The following is a 21,812-nucleotide window of genomic DNA, read 5'->3' on the forward strand; positions in this document are numbered from 1 at the left end:
GCTTAAAAAAACTGTCTTTTTGTAATTAAAAGTTAACAGCGATTTCACCACTTGCAGAATGAGGCAGGCAACGGCCAATAAAAAAGGCGCCGCAGCGCCTTTTCGTTAAGATTTTTTCAGCTCTGGCCCTGACGGGTCGGCTTTTTGCCGGTAGGCTGGCGCTGGCTGGATTTGCCTTTGCTGGCCGGTGCGCGTTGTGGCTTGGCAGCGGGTTTGGGCTTTGGCTCTTTTTTAGCCGGGGTTTTCTCGGCGATCTGATGCTTACGCACAGCCCGTTTCATACTGGCCAGGCGGCGGCGACGCTCAGTGCGATCTTCACTTTTAACCAGAGTTTGCTGCTCCGGGCCTAAGTGAACTAACTTACGCAGGTAATTCACTTCATCCAGCGGGTATTCGGCGTAGCCACCGGCTGGAATATGTTTAGGCAGCAGCAAATCACCATAGCGCACCCGGATAAGCCGGCTGACTACAGCGCCCTGCGACTCCCACATCCGCCGGACTTCACGGTTACGCCCCTCGGTTAACACCACATGAAACCAGCGGTTAATACCCTCGCCCGGCAGCGCTTTAATTTTCTTAAAGTTAGCTTTGCCGTCTTCCAGCTCCACCCCGGTGCGTAGCCGCTGGATCATCGCATCGTTAATATCACCAAATACCCGTACTGCGTATTCCCGTTCCACTTCAAATTTCGGGTGCATTAAGCGGTTGGCAAGCTCACCATCGGTGGTAAACAGCAGTAAACCTGAGGTATTAATATCCAGCCGGCCGATAGCTATCCAGCGGGCGCCTTTAATATTGGGTAAGCGGGAAAATACCGTGGGCCGGCCTTCCGGATCGGTGCGCGAGCATATTTCACCCTCGGGTTTATGATAGGCCAGTACCCGGCAGATTTGCTGCTCTTCGCTGGCCAGTTGCACCGGATGACCGTCTACCCGCACCGCCTGGGTGGTGCTGACCCGATCGCCCAGGGTCGCGGGTTTACCATCAACGGTAACCCGGCCATTGCTGATCCAGTCTTCCATTTCCCGGCGTGAGCCGATACCGGCGCGGGCTAATACTTTTTGCAGTTTTTCGCTGCTGGTTTTATCACTCATTAGTGTAACTCTCCTGTCATCTCGACGGTGGGAAGAAGATCGGCCGTCAGCGCGGTAAATTCCGGCAGTGGCGGCAAATCGCTGAGGCTTTTTAAGCCAAAATAATCTAAAAATAATGCCGTAGTGGCATACAGTCCGGGCCTGCCCGGTACTTCTTTGTGGCCAACCACTTTTACCCAGCCGCGATCCAGTAACGTGCGGATGATCTGACTACTGACCGTCACGCCACGTACTTCTTCAATTTCACCCCGGGTCACCGGTTGTTTATAGGCTATCAGCGCCAGGGTTTCCAGCACAGCCCGGGAGTAACGGGCAGAGCGCTCGGGCCAGAGCTGTGCTAAATCATCACTGAGTTCAGGCCGGGTCTGAAAACGATAACCAGACGCCGTTTGCTGCAGCACAATGCCGCGGGCGCTGTAATCGTCCTGTAACTGGCGGATTGTAGCATCTATCCGGCTTTTACTGACAGTAAAACGTTGCAACACCGAGGCTTGCAGCTCAGCCACACTCAGCGGCTGTTCGCTGGCAAAAATAGCGGCTTCAATCAGTTGCAGCAGTTGAATATCATTAATTTTCTGGGCCATCAGCCATGCTCCCGGGCTAATTTGACATGAATTTGGCCATAGGCTTCTACCTGCGTCAGCTCAACCAGTTTTTCCTTGGTCAGCTCGAGGATCGCCAGAAAACTGACCACCACACCTTCGCGCCCCTCGGCCAGTTCAAAACACTGTTCAAATGCCAGATAGCCCTGCTGCTGCGCCAATAAATCCAGGATCCGGCTCATCCGCTCACGGGTCGACAAATGCTCGCGCTTAATATGATGGTGCTGAAAATCTTTAGCCCGCTGCATAATGCTTTTCAGCGCCATCACCAGCTCAGTCAGCTCCACATCCGGCAGTATAACCAGCGGGCTGAAATTATCGGCCAGCCCGGCCCGGGCAGTAAAATAATCACGCTCATCGCGCGGCAGGCTATCGAGCTCGCTGGCAGCTTGCTTGTACACTTCATATTCCTGCAGCCGGCGGATAAGCTCGGCCCGTGGATCCTGCTCCTCGTCATCATGCTGAGTATGTTTGGGTAGCAATAAACGTGATTTTATTTCGGCCAGCATCGCGGCCATTACCAGATATTCAGCCGCCAGTTCAAAATTAAGCCCCTGCATCAGGTCAATATACTCCATATATTGCAGGGTAATTTCGTTAACCGGTAAATCGACGATATCAAACTTATGCTTACGAATTAAATACAGCAGAAAATCGAGTGGCCCTTCAAAAGCATCCAGCATCACTTCCAGCGCATCTGGCGGTATATACAGATCGTCCGGACGTTGATGGACAGCCTCGCCGCGGACAAACGCCAGCGGCAACGGATGTTGCACCGTCAGATTAGCAGGCTGGTTGCTCATCTGGCTTCAGATAAAGGGGGTTGGATCGCCACGGCCTTCACGCAGCACAGTGGCACCTTCTTCTGACAAGTCGACTACCGTTGTCGGATCTTCACCGATAACGCCGCCATGTAAAATTAAGTCAACCTGGCGTTCTAATCGCGCGCGCATATCATCTGGGTCAGCCTCAGCAAACTGCTGGCCAGGCAATATTAAGCTGGTTGACAGCAACGGCTCGCCTAATTCAGCCAGTAGCGCCTGGGCGATTTTATTTTCAGGAATACGCAGACCAATGGTCTTTTTCTTGTCGTTTAATAAGCGCCGCGGCACTTCTTTGGTGCCCCGCAAAATAAAGGTATAGGCACCCGGGGTGTTGTTTTTAATCAGCCGGAAGGCGGTATTTTCTACCTTGGCGTAGACCGACAACTCAGATAAATCACGGCACATCAGGGTAAAATGATGATCCCCGCTGATCTGACGGATTTGGGTTATTTTATCCATGGCACTTTTATCGCCAACATGGCAACCCAGTGCATAACCACTGTCGGTTGGATATACCACGACACCACCTTGCTTAATAATTTGCACGGCTTGTTTCAGCAAACGTTGCTGCGGGTTTTCCGGGTGAATATTAAAAAATTGGCTCATCTGTTGTTCTTCTGTCATTAGTCCGCTGTCAGGCAGCGCGTGTCCATTTGCCAGCCGGCAGGCGCCGGGCTCAGCTCTCTGTCAAGGGTCCGGTTAACGGCTTAGTTAAGGGCCCAGTTATGCCAGACCGGCGTAACATCATCAGTTAAATATAGATTTTTTCCAAGATCATTCCAGCTGGTTTGCTGATGAAAATCTGAACCGACCGAAGCAGTTAAGCCATGCAACTGACACAGTGCCCATAGCTCACGCTTTTGCACTGGTGTTTGCTGCGGCGAGATAATTTCCATCGCATCGCCACCGGCTGCAGCAAACTGTTCGGCCAGCCGCTTTACCCATTTTGTTGTCAGTTTGTACTTTAACGGGTGCGCCAGCACAGCAACCCCGCCGGCATCATGGATCCACTGCACCGCATCAGCCATCTCTACCCAGTTACTGGGCACATAACCGGTTTTACCCCGCCCCAGATACTTCTTAAACACATCATTAATCGAACTGGCTTTACCAATATTAACCAAATGGCGGGCAAAGTGAGTACGGGTAACGGCCGCGCCATTAGCCAGTGCCATTACCGCAGGCAGTACATCGGGGATCTGGCTTTTCTCCAGCCGCCGCGCCATTTCCTCGGCCCGTTCCAGCCGACGTTGCTGTTGTGATTCCAGCCTTGCTAACAACTCTGGACAGTCCGGATTGATATTCAGACCAACAATATGAATTTCCAGCTGCTGCCAGCGGGTGGATATTTCCACGCCATTAATCAGCCGCAACGGCAATTGCTGGCCGGCAATGGCCTGACGGGCCAGCGCCAAACCGGCCACCGTATCATGGTCAGTAATAGCCAGTGCGTCCACACCACGTTCTACAGCACGCGCGACCAGTTCCGCCGGCGATAATACGCCGTCAGAGCATAATGTATGGCTGTGTAAATCAAATTTCATTAATACCTCATTATAAGGCGGCTATTGTCGCACAGGGTAGCCGTTTGGCAAAGCATCCTGCTTACTGCCTGAACCAGGGCGGCTTCACCAACGTAACACTCTGCAATTCTGAATTGAGGTATAAATCATGTTTGGTTTCCTTACGCCCAACCCGGCAAAAAAATTGCGCAAAGCCTATGACAGCAAGTTAGAGCAAGCAATGCATGCGCAGCGCAATGGTGATATGCGGCTTTATGCCGACCTGACCGAACAGAGCGAGCAAATCTGGCAGCAACTTACTGAGCTTGAGAAAAATACCGGCAATAAACGTAGCGCCAATAACAATACCGTCAAATAAAGTGGCACAAGCAAAGCCATCCGGCCGCTTATACGCTTTTAATTCTGAGATATAACAAAACAGCACTTGACGCGCGCCACATTTCGCGGTTTTATGTGGCAACTTTATTGTAATAACAGTGATTAAATTCAATGCATTTTACAACGGCTTTTAACCTGACCAACTGGTGGTGGCACATACCCAACGGGCGTGTGTAGGCGTTGTATTAGCTTTAATTACCTGAGCCCGTTTCCTGAAAAGAAACGGGCTTTTTTATTTTAAGAGATTAACACTATGATTTTCAGTCACATTACTGACCAGCAAGGCGAAGTTGCCAGTATTACCATGCCAGCGCCGTACCATGCCGATGCGTTGGCCACTTTTGCTGGCTTAAGTGGCGACAGCGACAGCGCTGTGCTGCTTGAGTCGGCCGAAATTGACAGCAAAGATAACCTGAAAAGCCTGATGCTGCTCGATGCTGCGCTGCGCATCGAGTGTAACGGCATGCAGGTGAGTATCACTGCCCTTAGCCAGAACGGCAGCACCCTATTACCCTTTCTCGCTGAAAAGCTGGCGGACGTGGCTGAACTGACGCGTCAGGACAATAGCCTGAGTCTGCTGTTTAGTCAGCCCGATCCGCTGCTGGATGAAGTCAGCCGGCTGATGCAGCCTAATCCGTTCTCCGTGCTGCGGGTTATTCAGCAGCAGCTAACCAGCCATAGCCAGCAAACAGCAGTCGCCAATAATCAGCCAGATTTTGCCATTATGCTGGCCGGCGTCATCGGCTATGACATGGTCGCCAATGTTGAGCAACTGCCCGAAGTAGGTAATGGTGATAATCAATGCCCTGACTATTTGTTTTATCTGGCCGAGACCTTACTAATACTTGATCATCAGCGCGGGCAAAGTCAGCTTGTTGGCAATGTGTTCTGTGGCGAACATGCGCCGGCAAATTACTTTGTTATTGGCAAACGCTTAGAGCAGCTGAAACAGCGGCTGGCTGACGTTAGCGCGCTGCCCACAGGTAAAGCCGGTGATGACAGTAAATTACAGGTCGATATCAGTGACGCCGAATTCAGCCGTCAGGTTGAAGCCTTAAAAGAGCATATTGTCAGTGGTGATGTATTCCAGGTTGTGCCCTCGCGCTGCTTCAGTCTGCCCTGCCCTAATCCGCTGGCGGCCTATGCCAAATTAAAGCAGCTCAATCCAAGCCCCTACATGTTTTATTTAAAAGATCCGGCGTTTCAGTTATTCGGTGCCTCGCCTGAGTCTGCGCTGAAATTCACCGCCAGCAACCGTCAGGTGGAAATTTACCCGATAGCCGGCACAAGGCGCCGTGGCTTTAAAGCCGATGGCAGTATTGACCGCGATTTAGACAGCCGGATTGAGCTGGAACTGCGCCAGGATGACAAGGAAAAAGCCGAACATTTAATGCTGGTCGATTTAGCCCGCAACGACGTTGCCAGAATAAGCGTGCCGGGCAGTCGCTATGTCAAAGAGCTGTTAAAAGTAGACCGTTACTCGTACGTCATGCATCTGGTATCCCGGGTTATCGGCACCTTAAAACCAGAGCTCGATGCGCTGCATGCTTATCAGGCCTGTATGAATATGGGCACTCTGGTGGGTGCGCCCAAAGTAAAAGCGGCTGAGCTTATCCGCAACGTAGAAGGCCAGCGCCGCGGCAGTTACGGCGGTGCCGTCGGTTATTTAACCGGCGATGGCGATTTTGACAGCTGCATTGTGATCCGCTCTGCGTATGTTGCTAATAATACCGCCTATATTCAGGCCGGTGCCGGCGTGGTGTTTGACTCAGTCGCCGAGCTGGAAACCGAAGAAACCCGTAATAAAGCACAAGCCGTAATCAGCGCCATTATGGCGGCGGGTCATTAACCGGTTCGCAAGGAGTATTGAGCATCATGACCACCCTGTATTTATTAGATAATATCGACTCTTTCACCTACAACCTGGTAGATGAATTCGCCCAGTCAGGCTATGCGGTTAAACTGTACCGTAATACCGTGCCTGCCCGTTATATATTCGACAAGATGCAACAGGAAACCGGCCCGGTACTGTTAGTATTATCGCCTGGCCCGGGCGCGCCGGCAGAAGCCGGTTGTATGCCCGCTTTATTGCAATTGGTCGCAGGCAAGTATCCGGTGCTGGGCATTTGTCTGGGGCATCAGGCCATTACCGAGCATTATGGTGGCATTGTCGGCCGCGCCGGCGAAACAGTACATGGTAAAACAGCCAGTATCAGTGTTGCGCCGCACCCGGTATTTAATGGCTTGCCTAATCCGTTTTCGGTAGCCCGTTACCATTCGCTGATGGCAACAGAGCTACCCAATGCGCTGACCTGTATTGGTAATGACCGGCATATTCCGATGGCGATTATTCATGAACAACAGCGCATGCTGGGCTTTCAGTTTCATCCCGAGTCTATTCTGACTACCCTGGGCAAGCCTTTGCTGCAACAAAGTGTCCGTTATTTATTAAGGAGTGACGCATGAGCAACGTCATCACAACGCCACAGCCGGTACAACAGGTGCCGGAGCCTATCCAGAGCCTGGTCCAACAGGTACTGAGCGGCGAGCCACTTAGCCAGCGCCAGAGCGAAAGTTTTTTCGCCGCTGTGGTTAACGGCCAGGTACCACCGGTGCTGTTAACAGCCTTACTGGTGGCGCTGAAAATGCGCGGCGAAACCGCGGCAGAAATTGCCGGTGCGGCCAAAGCACTGCGCCAGGCTGCCACCCCCTTTGCCGAAACCGTTGCTGACAGCATAGATTGCTGTGGTACCGGCGGTGATGGCAGCGATACCATTAATATTTCCACCACCGCGGCCATTGTCGGCGCCAGCATGGGCCTGCCGGTTATTAAACATGGCAACCGCAGTGTCTCTTCCCGCTCTGGCTCGGCCGATCTGCTGGAGCAACTGGGGGTCAATATTCAGTTAAGCGCTGCGCAGGCACTGGCCACGCTTAAAGCCAGCAACTGCAGCTTTTTGTTCGCACCGCTGTATCATGCCGGCATTAAACATGCGATGCCGGTGCGTCAGGCGCTGAAAAGCCGCACGCTGTTTAACCTGCTGGGACCGCTGGTTAACCCGGCAGCACCTGATTTTCAGTTACTGGGCGTGTATGATCCGGGGCTGTGCCGGGTAATGGCTGAAGCCTTGCAACAGTTGGGCACCAAAGCAGCCTGGGTGGTGCACGGCAGTGGCTGTGATGAAGTCGCCCTGCATGGCAATACTTATGTTTGTCAGCTGAAAGATGGCCAGATAACCGAGTTTACCTTAAGCCCCAATGATTTTGGTTTGAGCGAGCAGCCACTCAGCAGCCTGGCTGGCGGCAGCCCGGCAGACAATGCGGCGGCGACTCTGGCGATCCTGGCCGGCACCGGTCAGCGCGCCCATAACGAGGCGGTGGCGATGAATGTTGCTGCCATGCTGAAAATTGCCGGGCGTGGCGATAATCTTGTTATCAATACCCGGGCGGTGCTGGAATGCCTGGCCAGTGGTCAGGCGATGCAAACCTTGCAACAATTTAAGGAAATGAGTCATGGCTAACGAGTTTCGCAGCGATCAGCTGACCGGCGTGCTGGCAAAAATTATTCAGCATAAAACAGCCGAAGTAGCGGGCCTTAAGCTGGAAAAGCCACTGCAGCAGTTTGTGGCTGATATAATACCAAGCAAGCGTGACTTTCTGGCGGCACTGCAACAACCGGGTAGCCGTTTTATTCTGGAGTGCAAAAAAGCCTCTCCATCAAAAGGGCTGATCAGACAACATTTTGATTTAACCGAAATAAGTCAGGTATATAATCAATACGCTGATTGCATTTCGGTACTAACTGATGAGCATTTTTTTCAGGGCAGCTATCAGAATCTGGCAATAATGCGTCAGCTCACCGATAAGCCGCTGCTGCACAAAGATTTTATTATTGACCCCTATCAGATCTACCTGGGCCGTCTGCATGGCGCCGATGCGGTGCTGCTGATGCTATCGGTATTAAGCGATGAAGCGTACCAGCCTCTGGCTGCGCTGGCGAGCGAGCTTAATATGACAGTACTGACTGAAATCAGCAATGAAGCGGAAACCCGCCGTGCGGTAGCACTTGGCGCCAGGCTGATTGGTATTAATAACCGTAATCTGCGCGATCTGAGCACCGATTTAAATACCAGTTTTGTGCTATCGGAACTGATCCCGGACGGGGTTACGGTGGTATCAGAGTCGGGTATTTACACCAATCAGCAGGTGCGACAGTTACAGCCAGTCGCCGATGCGTTTCTGGTAGGTAGCTCGCTGATGGCGCAGAGTGACTTAGCCAAGGCGGCCCGGATGCTGATTGTCGGCGAACATAAAGTCTGTGGCTTAACCCGCCATGAAGATGTACAAGCTGCTTATCAGGCCGGAGCCCTTTATGGTGGCCTGATTTTCGCGCCGGCATCTAAGCGCTGTATCAGTATTGAACAGGCAGCAAAGTTGGTAACTGCGGCGCCGCTTAACTTTGTTGGCGTTTTTGTTGATGCACCGCTCAGTGAAATTGTACAAGCAGCTGAATCATTAAAATTAGCCGCCGTGCAGCTACACGGCAGCGAAAGCGATGACGATATTATGGCCTTACGCGCCGCCTTGCCAGCAGGCTGTCAGATCTGGCGGGCTTATCGGGTGGCAGATTCAATGCCGGTATTTACTGAACTGGCAGATCGGCTGCTGCTGGATACCTACCATCCTGCCGGCCATGGTGGCAGTGGCCAGGTATTTAACTGGCAATTGCTGCAACAACCGCTGGCCAACCCCCGCCAGTTGCCAATTATGCTGGCAGGCGGGCTTAACCCAGCCAACGTGCAACAGGCCCTGGCCCTGCCAGTGGCCGGACTGGACATGAACTCAGGCCTGGAAAGCGCACCGGGCATTAAAGACAGCACAAAAATTCAGGCGGCTTTTGCCGGGATCAGCACGTTTCAGTACCGGGACGCGCTAGTTTCTGCGCAAAAAAAGCAAACTAAGCAGACAATACAGAGAGCAGTATTATGAGCGAGCTTAAACTAAACCCTTATTTTGGCCAGTACGGCGGCATGTTTGTGCCGCAACTGTTAGTGCCTGCGCTAAAGCAACTGGAGCAAGCCTTTGTTGATGCGCTGCAGGATCCGGCCTTTGATGCTGAGTTTCAGCAACTGCTGACCGAATACGCCGGCCGGCCGACGCCGCTGACATTATGCCGTAATTTATCCCCAAACCCGCTGGTGAAAATTTACATGAAGCGGGAAGATTTACTGCATGGCGGCGCCCATAAAACCAATCAGGTACTCGGCCAGGCGCTGTTAACCAAACGGATGGGTAAAACCGAAGTGATTGCTGAAACCGGTGCCGGTCAGCACGGCGTGGCAACGGCGCTTGCTTGTGCTCTGCTGGGTTTAAAATGCCGCATTTACATGGGCGCTAAAGATATTGACCGCCAGCAACCCAATGTATTTCGGATGAAACTGATGGGCGCTACCGTTATCCCGGTTACTGCCGGCTCGGGCACGCTAAAAGATGCGGTAAACGAAGCGATGCGCGACTGGTCAGCCAGCTATGCGACCAGCCACTATATGCTGGGCACCGCGGCCGGGCCACATCCGTTCCCGACCATTGTCCGGGAATTTCAGAAAATGATTGGCGAAGAAGCCAAGCAGCAGATTTTAAAAGCCGAAGGCAAGCTGCCTGATGCGGTGATTGCCTGTGTTGGCGGCGGCTCTAATGCCATCGGCATCTTTGCCGACTTTATTAAAGAAGAGGGTGTGCGGCTAATCGGTGTTGAGCCGGGTGGTAAGGGTATTAATACCCACCAGCACGGCGCTGCATTAAGCACCGGCAGCTATGGCATTTTACACGGTGCCTACACCGCCATTATGCAAACCAGCGACGGCCAGATTGAAGAGTCTTATTCAGTTTCAGCCGGCCTCGATTACCCGGCAGTGGGGCCACAACATACCCATTTACAGCAAACCGGTCGTGCTGAATATGTCGCCATTAATGACGATGAAGCCTTAGCGGCGTTTCAGCATCTGGCCAAAGCAGAAGGCATTATCCCGGCGCTGGAAAGTTCGCACGCATTGGCTCATGCCCTGAAAATGGCAAAAGACGCCACTGAAGCCATGGTGTTATTAGTTAATCTATCCGGCCGTGGCGATAAAGATTTAAGCCATGTGCACAGCATTCTGGCAGAGCAGAAAACGGAAGACCAAGCCGGTACCACAACAGAGGGAGCCCACTAAATGCAGCGTTATCAACTGATGTTCAACCGGCTTAAAGCAGAGCAGCGCGGCGCCTTTGTTCCTTTTGTGACTGTCGGTGATCCGGGGCCGGAGCTGTCATTTGAGATTATTAAAACCCTGATAGATGGCGGTGCCGATGCGCTGGAGCTGGGCATTCCGTTCTCTGATCCCATCGCCGATGGCCCGACAATTCAGAACGCCAACCTGCGGGCGATGGCCGCTGGCGTAACCCCGGCAATGTGCTTTGATATTATCCGCAAAATCCGTCAGTACAATGCCGATATTCCGATTGGCTTGCTGCTGTACTCTAACCTGGTAATGGCCCGCGGCTTAGATACCTTCTATAGCCAGGCTGCTGCTGCCGGGGTCGACTCGGTACTGATTGCTGATGTCCCGCTGCATGAGAGCAAAATGTTCCGCCAGGCGGCGATGGCGCACGATATTGCGCCGATTTTTATTGTGCCACCGAATGTGGATGATGATGACTTGCGGGCGATTGCCTCCTACGGCCGCGGTTATACCTATCTGCTAAGCCGGGCTGGCGTAACCGGTACCGAAACCCAGGCCGCAATGCCGACCGCCGAGCTGATTGGCCGTATCCGCGCCTATAACCCGGCGCCACCATTGCTTGGTTTTGGTATTTCCACCCCGGCCCATGTTAAAGATGCTATCGCCAACGGCGCCGCTGGCGCTATTTGCGGCTCGGCTATTGTCAAAATTCTGGAGCAAAACCTTGAACAGCCTGCCAAACTGCTCAGCGAGCTGAAAAGCTTTATTCAGCAAATGAAAGCGGCAAGTTAACGGCTGTAGCCGCTTTCATTTATCCTATCTCCCCGGCTACCCCGGGGAGATAATTTGTAACAGATGACTTCGGTTTTACGCCGCTATTGTTTATACTGGCGCGCTTCATCCTGCCACTAACAAGAATTATTATATGAATATCAGCAATAACGCAGTTGTTCAGTTTCACTATACCTTAAGCGATAGCAGCGGCGAGCTGGAAAGCTCAAAAGGCAGTTCGCCGTTACTTTATATGCATGGCCAGCAACAAATGCTGCCTAAACTGGAAGCAGCACTGGAAGGCAAAGCGGCCGGCGATACGCTGGAGCTGACGCTGGCGCCGGAAGATGCCTATGGCGAGATCAAACAGAATGCCATTCAGAGCATTCAGGTAAAATATTTGCACGGTGCCAAAAAATGGAAGCCCGGCATGAAAGCCTGGGTCCAGACCGAAGAAGGTCAGCGCCAGGTTACCGTGGTAAAAGTGGGCATGTTTAAAGCGGATATTGATATTAACCATCCGCTGGCGGGCAAAACCCTGACCTTTAACGTGGAAATATTAAAGGTGCGCCCGGCCACCAGCGAAGAAATCGCTCATGGTCATGCCCATGGCGAAGGCGGTCATCAGCACTGATTAATCGCCGGACGGTTGTGCTGGCGTCAGGCGTAACAGCTTGCCACTGGCACTGTCAGTCAGCACATATAAGGCGCCATCCGGCCCGGTCCGCACATCACGTAATCTGCTGTTAAGCTCGGTTAACAGCAGCTGCTCTGTCACTACTTTGCCGTTTTCCATTACCAGCTGGTGCAAGGCTTTGCCTGCCAGCGCGGTAATAAACAAATCTCCCTGCCAGTCCAAAAACAGCCCGCCCTGATACAGGGTCATACCGGCAGGCGCTATTGACGGGCTCCAGTGCCAGATGGGCTCCACCATCCCCGGGTATTGTCGGAAAGGCGATACCCGGGCTCCGGTATAATCAATGCCCCGGGTCGCGACCGGCCAGCCATAATTCTGACCTGGCACAATAATATTCAGCTCATCGCCGCCGCGCGGACCATGCTCATGGCTGTAGAGCTGTTGCGTTACCCGGTCCAGCACAATACCCTGCACATTACGATGGCCCAGGCTGTAAATTTGCGGGGCATAGCCCCCTTGCAGCGCAAAAGGGTTATCGGCCGGAATACTGCCATCAGGATTAAGCCTGACAATTTTACCCAGATGGTTAGCCGGGTTTTGAGCCTGCTCACGATAATCAAAACCGTCCCCCAGCGTCAGCAAAATGCTGCCATCAGGCAGTTGCAGCATCCGGCCACCATAATGAGCGGCGCCCTGGCGATAGGGTTCGGCTTTAAATATAAGCTTAATGTCGGTTAGCTGTTGCTGCTGCCAGCGCGCCGTTGCCAGACAAAGCGTATTAGCATCGGCATCACCACAAACATAACTGAGCAGTAACTGCTGGTTCTGCTCGAAAGTATCAGGTAGCAACACCTCCAGCAGCCCGCCCTGCGCCGCCACATATAACTGAGGTAACCCCGGGGCCACTGCAGCCAGCAGCTCACCGGCTGCTGATAAGTGTTTCAGCTTACCGGTGCGCTCGGTCAGCAGCATGCTGTTATCAGGCAAAAAAGCCAGCGACCAGGGGTAGTTCAGATCTTCCGCTAACGTTGTCAGCTGATACGGTACAGCCAGTACCTTAAGCGAGCCCAGCAGCAGTAACAGTGATGCTATATTGATTATGTTTTTCATCTCAGGCCTTAATAGTACTTTTTCATCTGAAATACAGTTTAATCAGAAATACGGGTTAATCTGACATAAATAGCGGCACCGGCTGCCGCACATAATGCCAGTGCCAGACTGCCCTGGACACTGCGCGTGGCCGCAATTAGGGTTGGCATCGGCGCCAGATTGTTAATTGCCCATAACGCCAGTAAAAACCCGGCCAGACTGCACCCCACCGCTAACCAGAGCCGGCTTAACCCGGCAGTATGGCGCAGCATCTGGCCGGCGAACAGCGCCAGCAGTAATACCGGGGCCATAATCACCAGCAGGGTCGGGGTAAAGGAGCGTAAATCAAACCAGATAGTATACAACCAGCCGCGCAGCGGCACCTGCTCAACCAGGGCGGCAATGGCCAGCAAATTAAACTGGCTTTGCACGATGCTGCCAAGCGCTGCAGCTAATACCACAGCAATAGCAAACGCCAGCAGCTTTTTAAGTTTGCTAATGCCTTTACCATCGCTAATGCTTTTACCATCGGAAGTCGTCTGCATATTTTTGCCATTAAGCCTGCACCGGATTAACAGCAAGCTTACTGGCATAGTCGCTGTTTTTCCAGTAAGCCGGTATCATCACAGCATTTTTAGCTGCAGTTAGTACGGTGAAACTGTTACCATTGTCGCATTAGCACCAAACCAATCAGCAGCCGGCGGCGTATGCTCAGGCAGTTTATTCCAGCTTATTGAAGTGACAATAATGGCCTTTATTAATAACCCGAACTACCAGCATGGCAGCACCGATAAAATAGGGGTGTTGCTGACCAATCTTGGCACCCCCGATGCCCCTACCCCCAAGGCATTAAAGCGTTATTTGAAACAGTTTTTATCCGATCCCAGAGTAGTCGAAGTACCGCGGCTGTTGTGGTGGTTTATTTTAAACGGGGTTATTTTGCAGATAAGGCCCCGCCGCTCAGCCAAAGCCTATGCCACGGTGTTTACTGAGCAGGGCTCGCCGCTGTTATTTCATACCAGAGCGCAGGCTGAGGCCATTGCTAATGAATTTACCAAAGACGGCAGAACTGACGTGGTCGTTGATTTTGCCATGCGCTACGGCAACCCTTCTTTTGCTTCGGTGCTGGACGCAATGTTTGCCAAAGGCGTGCGGAAAATTCTGGTACTGCCGCTGTATCCGCAGTATTCGGCGTCGACCTCGGCTTCTACTTTTGATGAGCTGGCCGCTAATTTCAGCAAACGGCGCTGGCTGCCTGATCTCCGTTTTATTTCCCATTATCATGATGACAGCGGTTATATTACAGCCTGTGCCGAGCGCATTAAGCAGCACTGGGCTGAGCATGGCCGTGCTGATAAACTGTTGTTTTCTTATCATGGTATTCCAAAGCGTTATTTACTGAACGGCGATCCCTATCATTGTGAATGCTACAAAACATCGCGGCTGATTGCCGAAGCCCTGGAGTTGAACAAAGATGACTATATGACCACCTTTCAGTCACGGTTTGGTCGTGAAGAGTGGCTAAAGCCTTATACTGATCATACGTTAAAAGCGCTGCCGGGCCAGGGCGTTAAGTCAGTACAGCTATTTTGCCCGGGTTTTGCTGCAGACTGTCTGGAAACCATTGAAGAGATCGGCGAAGAGAACCGGGAATACTTTATCGAAGCCGGTGGCGCAGACTATCAGTATATCAGTGCACTTAACGATCGGCCGGCCCATATCAGCGCGCTGTATCAGCTGATTAAACAAAACTTACAGGGCTGGCAGGTAACCGAAGAGCCAGAACGGGCCGAACGGGCCAGCAAGCTGGCGGCAGCGAAAGGATATTAGTCCTGCTGCCGTTAGTTGTAATTAGCGCAGATTAATTGTCATTATCATTCGTGGCAGCAACCACCTGGTTTCTGCCCTGACTTTTCGCCTGATACAGCGCTAAATCGGCCCGGTGCAGCCAGCTCTCCCAGCTCTCGTTTTGCTGTAATACCGCTATGCCGATAGAGGTCGTTAATTTCTTACCATCAGGTAAACTCAGGTGGTCGTTAACTCCAAGCCGGATTTTATCAGCCAGTTTATGCAGATCCGCCTGTTTGATATCAGCCAGTAGTACCACAAATTCTTCGCCGCCAAACCGGAATACGGTATCACGCTGTCTTACCATTTTTTTCAGGATCGGCACCAATTCTGTAAGTACATTGTCACCGGTTTTATGGCCGTAATTGTCATTAATATTTTTAAAATAGTCGAGATCAAGCAGCATTAAACCAAACTCGGTGGCATTTTTCCGATGCTGATTAATCGCAGCAACCAGTGCTTCGTCTAAGGTTCTGCGGTTTGCCGCGCCGGTCAGGCTATCGGTGGTCGCCAATACTTTCAAGGCTTCGCGCTGAGTCTGAGTACGATAAGCAAACAAACAGGCAAACAGGCTTGTGATAAAACTGGTAACAGTAAAAGATCCCAACTGAAATAAAGATATAAAAATCTGCCCGGGGTTAAGCAAAGAATAAACAATTAATACCGTAATTGAGCCTAACAACAGCAACAACGCCTTCAACGGCGAGACCAGGAAGAAGCTAAAGACAATAAAAGGATAAACCCAGAACAGGCCATCAAAGCCTAAGTTAATGCAGACCAGAATAACGCCAACGCAAAATACCGACGCCATCACCAGTCCAGGGCCTTTAGTGTTATCATTTCGCCAGGCAAAAATGACACACAAGATACTCACCAGCACCATTACCAGGTCTGTGATACCTACGACAATATTGCCGCTCAACAACCGGTAAATACCGTAAGGGGTCACAAAAACTGTGATTATCAGCCCTACCAGACTTAACATCGCCAGATAAAAATTGCTTTTTAACCGTGCCAGCAAATTTGTCTACCCTGATTTTTTTATAATTATGTCGCTAATATAGGGGTTTTAGGGGCCAGAATGCAACTAAATGGCTTAAATAACAGTCATTGCCGCAGCTGCTGCCAGCCCCGTCCAAACGTTTTTAAACCGTGTCTGCACGACTGTACCGGCCGCTTAACTGAGCGACCAGTGCTGGCAACTGATTAAAGTGGTTGATATGAAAATCGGCCTGGGCAATAAATTGCTGATTAACCCCATTTACATACAAACACGACAGGCTACCGGCATTAGCGGCAACCTGGATATCAAATAAATAGTCCCCGACATACAATATCTCTGCGCACGCTAACTGCAACTGTTTTGCTATCAGCTGCAAGCCGGCCGGATCAGGCTTGGCAGCGCAATCTTCCCGGGTCAGTACCAGGCTGATCGGAATTTGCAAACGATTGACAACATGCTCGGTGGCCCGGCGCATATTGCGGGTTAAAATGGCCAGTGGCCAGCCCTGCTCAGTGAGCTGCTGCAGGCTTTCCAGGGCCCCCGGGATCCAGCTGGCGGCCTCTGCCCCTGCCAGTTCATGCTGATGAATAATCTGCTCGACCCGCGTTTTCTCGGTCAGACAACTGACGGTTGCCAGCTGCTCTAACAGCGGCGTACCAACTGGCCAGCCGATATCGCTGCAAATAGCGGCAAAATCCAGCCGTGAGTCGACCAGGGTGCCATCTAAATCAAATACCACTGCTTTTATTGCTGGCCTTGCCGGAACTGGTGAGGTTACTGTCATTATTAACTTATCCGCTTCAGACTGATATTTTACTGTGTTGGGTTAAACGTAAGCTGCCGTGCTTTGGTTTTAGCTGCTGCACTAATTCTGCGCTTAATTAAAATCCCGGCAGATGGCTGCTTAAGCTTGCTATAAAAGCCTGCAATTGGCTAGACTAGCGCCCTGTCGGTTTTGATACCTTTGCTTTGATACTTAAGAATACAGGAGCGCGACAATGGGCGCACAATGGAAAGCCAAACATAAACAAGACGCGGCAAACGCCAAGGGCCGTATTTTTACCAAGCTGGCAAAAGAAATTGCTGTTGCCGCCCGAAACGGTGCCGATCCGGATATGAACGCCAAATTGCGTTCGGCCATTGATACCGCTAAAAAAGCGTCAATGCCTAAAGATACCCTGGAGCGGGCCATTAAAAAAGGCGCGGGCCTGCTCGATGGCCCGGCTAACTATGAAACAGTGGTGTACGAAGGTTTTGCGCCACATCAGGTACCGGTTATTGTTGAGTGTTTAACCGATAATAAAAACCGTAGCGCCCAGAGTATCCGCCAGTTATTCCGCAAAGGCCAGCTGGCCACCTCCGGTGCGGTATCATGGGACTTTAAACATTTGGGCCAGATTGAAGCAGAAGCCAGCAGAGCGGATGCTGACATTGAACTGGCAGCCATTGAAGCCGGTGCTCAGGATTTTGAAACGAGTGATGATGGCGATGACAATGAAGTGGTGTTTTTAACCGAAGCCACTGACTTAGATATGGTAGCCAAGGCACTGCCGGAATTTGGCTACAATGTACTGACCGCGAAACTGGTGTACCGGGCCAATAACCCGGTTAGTTTAGACGATGAGCAACGGGCAGAGGTTGAAGCCTTTCTGGATGCTATTGACGCTGATGATGATGTGCAGAACGTCTATGTTGGTCTGGCCGGTTAAGCCGGCTTAAGCAAAGCTAAGCGAAGCTAACCAAGAATAAGCTGGATATAAAGCTGAAAAAAAGGGCACCTCAGTGCCCTTTTGCATTACTGACGTATTATTTCGCTGGCGGTAACGGGAAGCCCCGATCGCGCATCAGCGCTTCAATTTTTGCATCCCGGCCACGAAATGCCCGGTAAGCCTCTTCCGGGTCCACTGCATTGCGGACACTGAATAAATACTGTACCAGCCGCGCTGCCATGTCTTTATCATAAAAGCCGCCCGGCGCCTCTGCAAAGGCTTCGGCCGCATCAGATGTCAGTACTTCCGCCCACATGTAACCATAATAAGCGGCAGCATAGCCCTCGCCTGAGAACACATGACCAAACTGTGGGGTGCGGTGGCGCATTACTAACTCACCCGGCATTCCCATCGCGGTTAATGTGTCGCGCTCAAATGCGTCAGGGTCAATGCCTGCAGGGTCATCCAGCATATGCAGCTTCAAATCGATAATGGCTGATGCCAGATATTCGGTTGTTTTAAAACCCTCGTTAAAGGTGGCTGCTTTTTTGATTTTAGCCACCAGTTCAGCGGGCATTGATTCACCGGTTTTATGGTGAACTAAAAACTGACTGATCACCTCATCGGTTAATAACCAGCGTTCCAGTAACTGCGACTGAAATTCGGTATAGTCGCGCACGCCGCCATTTAACGTCGGATAGGTTACTTTGGAAGATAACGCATGCAGCGCATGGCCAAATTCATGAAAATAGGTTTCAGCATCATCCCACGAAATCAGTACCGGCTCACCGGGGGCACTTTGCATAAAGTTAGAGTTATTAGACGACAGCACGTTTTTCACGCCGTCATAATTACTGTAACCCCGGTAACTGGTAGCCCAGGCACCCGAGCGTTTGCCGGAGCGGGCAAACGGGTCCAGATACCACAATCCAATATGTTCACCGCTGGTTTTATCAGTCACTTCCCAGACTTTAACGTCGTCATGAAATACCGGCACCGTATCTGCCGGCACGGCTGAGAAATTAAAATTAAACAAACGGCCTGCTACATAAAACATCGCTTCGCGCAATTTATCCAGCTGCAGATACTGCTTTACTTCATCCGAGTCTAAATCATATTTAGCCTGACGCACTTTTTCGGCGTAAAAACGATAATCCCAAGGCTCGATGGTAATGTTGTCCCCCTGCAGATCAGCCAGAGCCTGCATATCAGTGACCTCTTCTTTCACCCGGGCAATGGCAGCTGGCCAGACTGACATCATTAAATCCATTGCGCGCTCAGGCGATTTTGCCATCCTGTCCTGCAAGCGCCACGTTGAATAATTATCAAAGCCCAACAAGCCAACCCGCTCATCACGCAGCGCCAGAATTTCAGCGATCAGCGCATTGTTATCCTGAGCATCAGCGTTATCACCCCGGCTGTAATAGGTGCTCCATACTTTTTGGCGCAGTTCACGCTCGGTAGAGTAAGTCAGAAACGGGTCCATCGACGAGCGGGTGTTAGTAATAGCATACATGCCTTCCTTACCCCGGCTGGCCGCTGCTGCTGCAGCAGCATTGATTAATGAATCGGGCAACCCGCCCAGTTGCTCTTTGCTCAGATATAAGGCGTAATTTTCTTCGTCTGCCAGAATATTGTTCGAAAACTGGGTATAAAGCTCAGATAAACGCAGGTTAATGGCTGCATAACGTTTTTTCTGTTCGGCATTTAAGGTGGCACCATTATTGGCAAAGCCCAGATAGACCAGTTTGGTCAGACGCTGCTGCTCCGGGGTTAATGCGGCCATTTGCTCAGAGTTGTACACGGCAGCGATCCGTTTAAATAATGCTTCGTTCTGAGTGATCCTGGAGGAAAACTCCGATAATTTCGGTGCCATTTCCCGCTGAATAGCCCGGAACTCTTCAGAGGATTTGTTCGAGCTCCAGATGCCATAATAGGTAAATACCCGATCCAGCGCTTTACCTATCCCTTCCAGCGCGACAATAGTATTGTCAAACGTCGCTGCATCCGGATTAGCGGTAATTTTATCAATATCAGCTAAATGCTCTGCCATTCCCTGCTCTAATGCCGGCTTCAAATCAGCCAACTGCATCTGGTCAAATGCCGGTACGCCCTGGTAGGGTCCGGTCCATGGCTGCAGCAAAGGGTTAGTCTGGTTAGCAGTTACTGCTTGTGCAACCGCAGCAGCTGTCGCAGTTTTTTGGGTGTCGGGTGCCGGCGCATCATTACAGCCGAATAAGGTTGCAGTTACCAGAGCGGTTCCCAACAGGCGTGGTATCGATTTCATGCATCTCTCCAATCCGTTATGTTATGGCGTACAAAGTGCCATATAAGCTTTTTATAAACAAGCCGTTAAAATATCGTGCAAGCCAGGCTAACCAAATAACAACTGCCAGAAACTCACTTTACGCTGCTTATGATAATGCTTGCGCAGCTGCTCTATTTCCGCCAGTGCCTGCTGCAGCTTATCGTTATCACCGGCAGAAGCAGCAACCTGGGCGCTTTGTAACGTCAGCTGCACTTTTCGCAGCCCTTCAAGGAAAGTTTGTGCTTTATCTTCAGCAAACCGGGCTGTTGTTGCCTGCTCTGTCAGCGTTATAAGCTGGTCAATATAGGGTTTAGCTGCCTGCGGGCTTGCGGCTTCCCGGGCCTGCTTTAATGCCAACCCCATGTTCTTCATCGTCGTTTCTAAATCAACCTTAGTGTCTGCCACAACAGCTAATGGCAATAGTAAGAACAGGCTCAGGGCAATAAGGCGTAACATAACATCAACTCCGGGCTGGATTTTCAGGGCGCAGCATAGCATATTATGCCCGGCCGTATTAACCACAAGGAATTCACAGATGACAACCCGCCCCTCTTTCTCATTACTATGCACGGCGCTGCTAAGCGCCGGACTCACTGCCTGCAGTACGCCAGGACAACTTAACGGCCAAAGCGCGCCAGAGCAGCCAGCCAGTGCACTGAGCACCGAACAGCGGGCTGAGCAAATTGCCCAGAACAGCATGATTATCGATACCCATATTGATGTGCCCTACCGCTTACATAAAGACTGGGAAGATGTTACTAAAGCGACTGAGCGTGGCGAGTTTGATTATCCGCGAGCGCGCAAAGGCGGCTTGAATGTGCCTTTTATGTCTATTTATATTCCGGCCTCTTATGAGCGAACCGGCGGGGGTTATCAGCTGGCCAATCAGCTTATCGATAGTATGGAAGCCTTGGTCGGCCGGGCACCGGACAAATTTGCCATGGCTGACAGCACCGAACAGGCGCTGGCGCAGTTTAGCAGCGGTAAAATTTCGCTGGCCCTTGGCATGGAAAACGGCACCCCTATCGGCGGTGATTTAGCTAACTTAAACCATTTTTATCAGCGCGGTATTCGTTACATCACCCTGGCGCATTCTGAAAGCAATCATATTTCTGACTCCAGTTACGATTTACGCCGGCGCTGGCAGGGCTTAAGCCCCTTTGGTAAGGAGCTGGTGGTAGCAATGAATAATATCGGCATGATGATTGATATCTCGCATGTTTCAGACGACGCTTTTTATCAGACAGTCGCATTGAGCAAGGCGCCGGTGATTGCCTCTCATTCCTCGCTGCGCAGTTTTGTGCCAGGCTTTGAGCGCAATATGGACGATGAAATGATTAAGGCACTGGCCAGAAATGGCGGCGTTATTCAGATCAATTTCGGCTCTTCTTTCGTTACCGCTATGGCTAATCAGTACAGTGCCCTGCGTAAAGCAGCGGCAGAAAAAGCCGGGGTACCAAACGATGCCGCCTTTGCTGAAATATTCCGGCAGCAACAGCCTTATCCGTTTGCCACGCTCGATACGGTGCTTGATCATATTGATCACGTGGTAAAGCTGGTGGGTATTGACTACGTTGGTATTGGCTCTGACTATGACGGGGTGGGCGACTCATTACCGGTTGGTCTGAAAGATGTGGCCAGCTACCCTAACCTGATTGCCGGCTTGCTTGAGCGCGGTTACAGCGAAGCCGATATTGAGAAAATTCTGTCTGGCAACCTGCTGCGGGTCTGGCGCCAGGTAGAAGCTTACGCTGCAAAACACTAAAGTATCTGGGACGGGCGCCGTTCTGGCTGGTTAACAGCCA

At 51.5% G+C, this 21,812-nt stretch carries 22 protein-coding genes; 11 read left to right on the top strand and 11 right to left on the bottom strand.

Annotated features, from left to right (window positions below):
- Nucleotides 1-116: 116 nt before the first annotated feature.
- From rluB to rnm, 5 genes are all read right to left on the bottom strand, one after another.
- The gene (gene rluB, locus R3187_RS01345) at nucleotides 117-1,094 is read right to left on the bottom strand and encodes a 23S rRNA pseudouridine(2605) synthase RluB (protein ID WP_318964898.1); all 978 of its coding nucleotides are present in this window, start codon (nucleotides 1,092-1,094) and stop codon (nucleotides 117-119) included.
- The gene (gene scpB, locus R3187_RS01350; protein ID WP_318964899.1) at nucleotides 1,094-1,678 is read right to left on the bottom strand and encodes an SMC-Scp complex subunit ScpB; all 585 of its coding nucleotides are present in this window, start codon (nucleotides 1,676-1,678) and stop codon (nucleotides 1,094-1,096) included. Before scpB ends, rluB begins: the two co-directional genes overlap by 1 nt.
- Nucleotides 1,678-2,499: a ScpA family protein gene (locus R3187_RS01355; RefSeq protein ID WP_318964900.1), complete on the bottom strand. Its 822-nt coding sequence runs from the start codon at nucleotides 2,497-2,499 to the stop codon at nucleotides 1,678-1,680. The genes scpB and R3187_RS01355 overlap by 1 nt, the downstream gene beginning before the upstream one ends.
- 6 nt (nucleotides 2,500-2,505) lie before the next feature.
- Nucleotides 2,506-3,126, bottom strand: a complete 621-nt coding sequence (locus tag R3187_RS01360; protein ID WP_318964901.1) for an L-threonylcarbamoyladenylate synthase — start codon at nucleotides 3,124-3,126, stop codon at nucleotides 2,506-2,508.
- A gap of 101 nt (nucleotides 3,127-3,227) precedes the next feature.
- Nucleotides 3,228-4,064 (bottom strand): RNase RNM, encoded by an 837-nt coding sequence (gene rnm, locus R3187_RS01365; protein WP_318964902.1) that lies wholly within the window; start codon nucleotides 4,062-4,064, stop codon nucleotides 3,228-3,230.
- 127 nt (nucleotides 4,065-4,191) lie between these two features.
- Here rnm and R3187_RS01370 point away from each other — a divergent pair, with 127 nt between their 5' ends.
- The 8 genes from R3187_RS01370 (at nucleotide 4,192) to R3187_RS01405 (ending at nucleotide 12,047) form a co-directional block, all read left to right on the top strand.
- Nucleotides 4,192-4,401 (top strand): DUF6435 family protein, encoded by a 210-nt coding sequence (locus tag R3187_RS01370; protein ID WP_318964903.1) that lies wholly within the window; start codon nucleotides 4,192-4,194, stop codon nucleotides 4,399-4,401.
- Nucleotides 4,402-4,674: 273 nt separating this feature from the next.
- A complete protein-coding gene (locus R3187_RS01375; RefSeq protein WP_318964904.1) occupies nucleotides 4,675-6,270 on the top strand; it encodes an anthranilate synthase component 1 in 1,596 nt (531 codons plus the stop codon).
- 26 nt (nucleotides 6,271-6,296) lie between these two features.
- On the top strand, nucleotides 6,297-6,887 hold the full coding sequence (locus R3187_RS01380) for an aminodeoxychorismate/anthranilate synthase component II (protein ID WP_318964905.1): 591 nt from the start codon (nucleotides 6,297-6,299) through the stop codon (nucleotides 6,885-6,887).
- Nucleotides 6,884-7,942, top strand: coding sequence for an anthranilate phosphoribosyltransferase (gene trpD / locus R3187_RS01385; RefSeq protein ID WP_318964906.1), 1,059 nt, complete (start codon nucleotides 6,884-6,886; stop codon nucleotides 7,940-7,942). The genes R3187_RS01380 and trpD overlap by 4 nt, the downstream gene beginning before the upstream one ends.
- Nucleotides 7,935-9,410, top strand: coding sequence for a bifunctional indole-3-glycerol-phosphate synthase TrpC/phosphoribosylanthranilate isomerase TrpF (trpCF, locus tag R3187_RS01390; RefSeq protein ID WP_318964907.1), 1,476 nt, complete (start codon nucleotides 7,935-7,937; stop codon nucleotides 9,408-9,410). Before trpD ends, trpCF begins: the two co-directional genes overlap by 8 nt.
- Nucleotides 9,407-10,633 (top strand): tryptophan synthase subunit beta, encoded by a 1,227-nt coding sequence (gene trpB / locus R3187_RS01395; protein WP_318964908.1) that lies wholly within the window; start codon nucleotides 9,407-9,409, stop codon nucleotides 10,631-10,633. The genes trpCF and trpB overlap by 4 nt, the downstream gene beginning before the upstream one ends.
- Nucleotides 10,634-11,434 (top strand): tryptophan synthase subunit alpha, encoded by an 801-nt coding sequence (gene trpA / locus R3187_RS01400; protein ID WP_318964909.1) that lies wholly within the window; start codon nucleotides 10,634-10,636, stop codon nucleotides 11,432-11,434. It abuts the gene before it with no gap.
- Nucleotides 11,435-11,567: 133 nt separating this feature from the next.
- Nucleotides 11,568-12,047 carry a peptidylprolyl isomerase gene (locus R3187_RS01405; protein WP_318964910.1) on the top strand — a complete coding sequence of 160 codons (480 nt, stop codon included), beginning with the start codon at nucleotides 11,568-11,570 and terminating at the stop codon, nucleotides 12,045-12,047.
- Here R3187_RS01405 and R3187_RS01410 read toward each other — a convergent pair whose 3' ends face one another.
- Nucleotides 12,048-13,160 (bottom strand): PQQ-dependent sugar dehydrogenase, encoded by a 1,113-nt coding sequence (locus tag R3187_RS01410; protein WP_318964911.1) that lies wholly within the window; start codon nucleotides 13,158-13,160, stop codon nucleotides 12,048-12,050. It lies immediately after the preceding gene.
- Nucleotides 13,161-13,198: 38 nt separating this feature from the next.
- Nucleotides 13,199-13,684, bottom strand: a complete 486-nt coding sequence (locus R3187_RS01415; RefSeq protein ID WP_318964912.1) for a hypothetical protein — start codon at nucleotides 13,682-13,684, stop codon at nucleotides 13,199-13,201.
- Nucleotides 13,685-13,886: 202 nt separating this feature from the next.
- On the opposite strand from R3187_RS01415, the gene hemH reads away from it, so the two are divergent.
- A complete protein-coding gene (hemH, locus tag R3187_RS01420; RefSeq protein ID WP_318964913.1) occupies nucleotides 13,887-14,969 on the top strand; it encodes a ferrochelatase in 1,083 nt (360 codons plus the stop codon).
- 31 nt (nucleotides 14,970-15,000) lie between these two features.
- On the opposite strand, the gene R3187_RS01425 is transcribed toward hemH, so the two are convergent.
- Both R3187_RS01425 and R3187_RS01430 read right to left on the bottom strand, forming a co-directional pair.
- The gene (locus R3187_RS01425) at nucleotides 15,001-16,008 is read right to left on the bottom strand and encodes a GGDEF domain-containing protein (RefSeq protein WP_318964914.1); all 1,008 of its coding nucleotides are present in this window, start codon (nucleotides 16,006-16,008) and stop codon (nucleotides 15,001-15,003) included.
- 124 nt (nucleotides 16,009-16,132) lie between these two features.
- Entirely contained in the window at nucleotides 16,133-16,774 is a 642-nt protein-coding gene (locus R3187_RS01430; protein WP_318964915.1) for an HAD family hydrolase, read from the bottom strand.
- A gap of 214 nt (nucleotides 16,775-16,988) precedes the next feature.
- Between R3187_RS01430 and R3187_RS01435 the strand changes: the two genes are divergently transcribed.
- Nucleotides 16,989-17,699, top strand: coding sequence for a YebC/PmpR family DNA-binding transcriptional regulator (locus R3187_RS01435; RefSeq protein WP_318964916.1), 711 nt, complete (start codon nucleotides 16,989-16,991; stop codon nucleotides 17,697-17,699).
- Nucleotides 17,700-17,796: 97 nt separating this feature from the next.
- Here R3187_RS01435 and R3187_RS01440 read toward each other — a convergent pair whose 3' ends face one another.
- A complete protein-coding gene (locus tag R3187_RS01440) occupies nucleotides 17,797-19,986 on the bottom strand; it encodes a M3 family metallopeptidase (RefSeq protein ID WP_318964917.1) in 2,190 nt (729 codons plus the stop codon).
- A gap of 87 nt (nucleotides 19,987-20,073) precedes the next feature.
- Nucleotides 20,074-20,463: a cytochrome b562 gene (locus tag R3187_RS01445; RefSeq protein ID WP_318964918.1), complete on the bottom strand. Its 390-nt coding sequence runs from the start codon at nucleotides 20,461-20,463 to the stop codon at nucleotides 20,074-20,076.
- Nucleotides 20,464-20,542: 79 nt separating this feature from the next.
- On the opposite strand from R3187_RS01445, the gene R3187_RS01450 reads away from it, so the two are divergent.
- The gene (locus tag R3187_RS01450) at nucleotides 20,543-21,772 is read left to right on the top strand and encodes a dipeptidase (RefSeq protein ID WP_318964919.1); all 1,230 of its coding nucleotides are present in this window, start codon (nucleotides 20,543-20,545) and stop codon (nucleotides 21,770-21,772) included.
- Nucleotides 21,773-21,812: the final 40 nt, after the last annotated feature.

The sequence above is a fragment of the Arsukibacterium sp. genome (assembly GCF_033721375.1).
Taxonomy (GTDB): Bacteria; Pseudomonadota; Gammaproteobacteria; order Enterobacterales; family Alteromonadaceae; genus Alishewanella.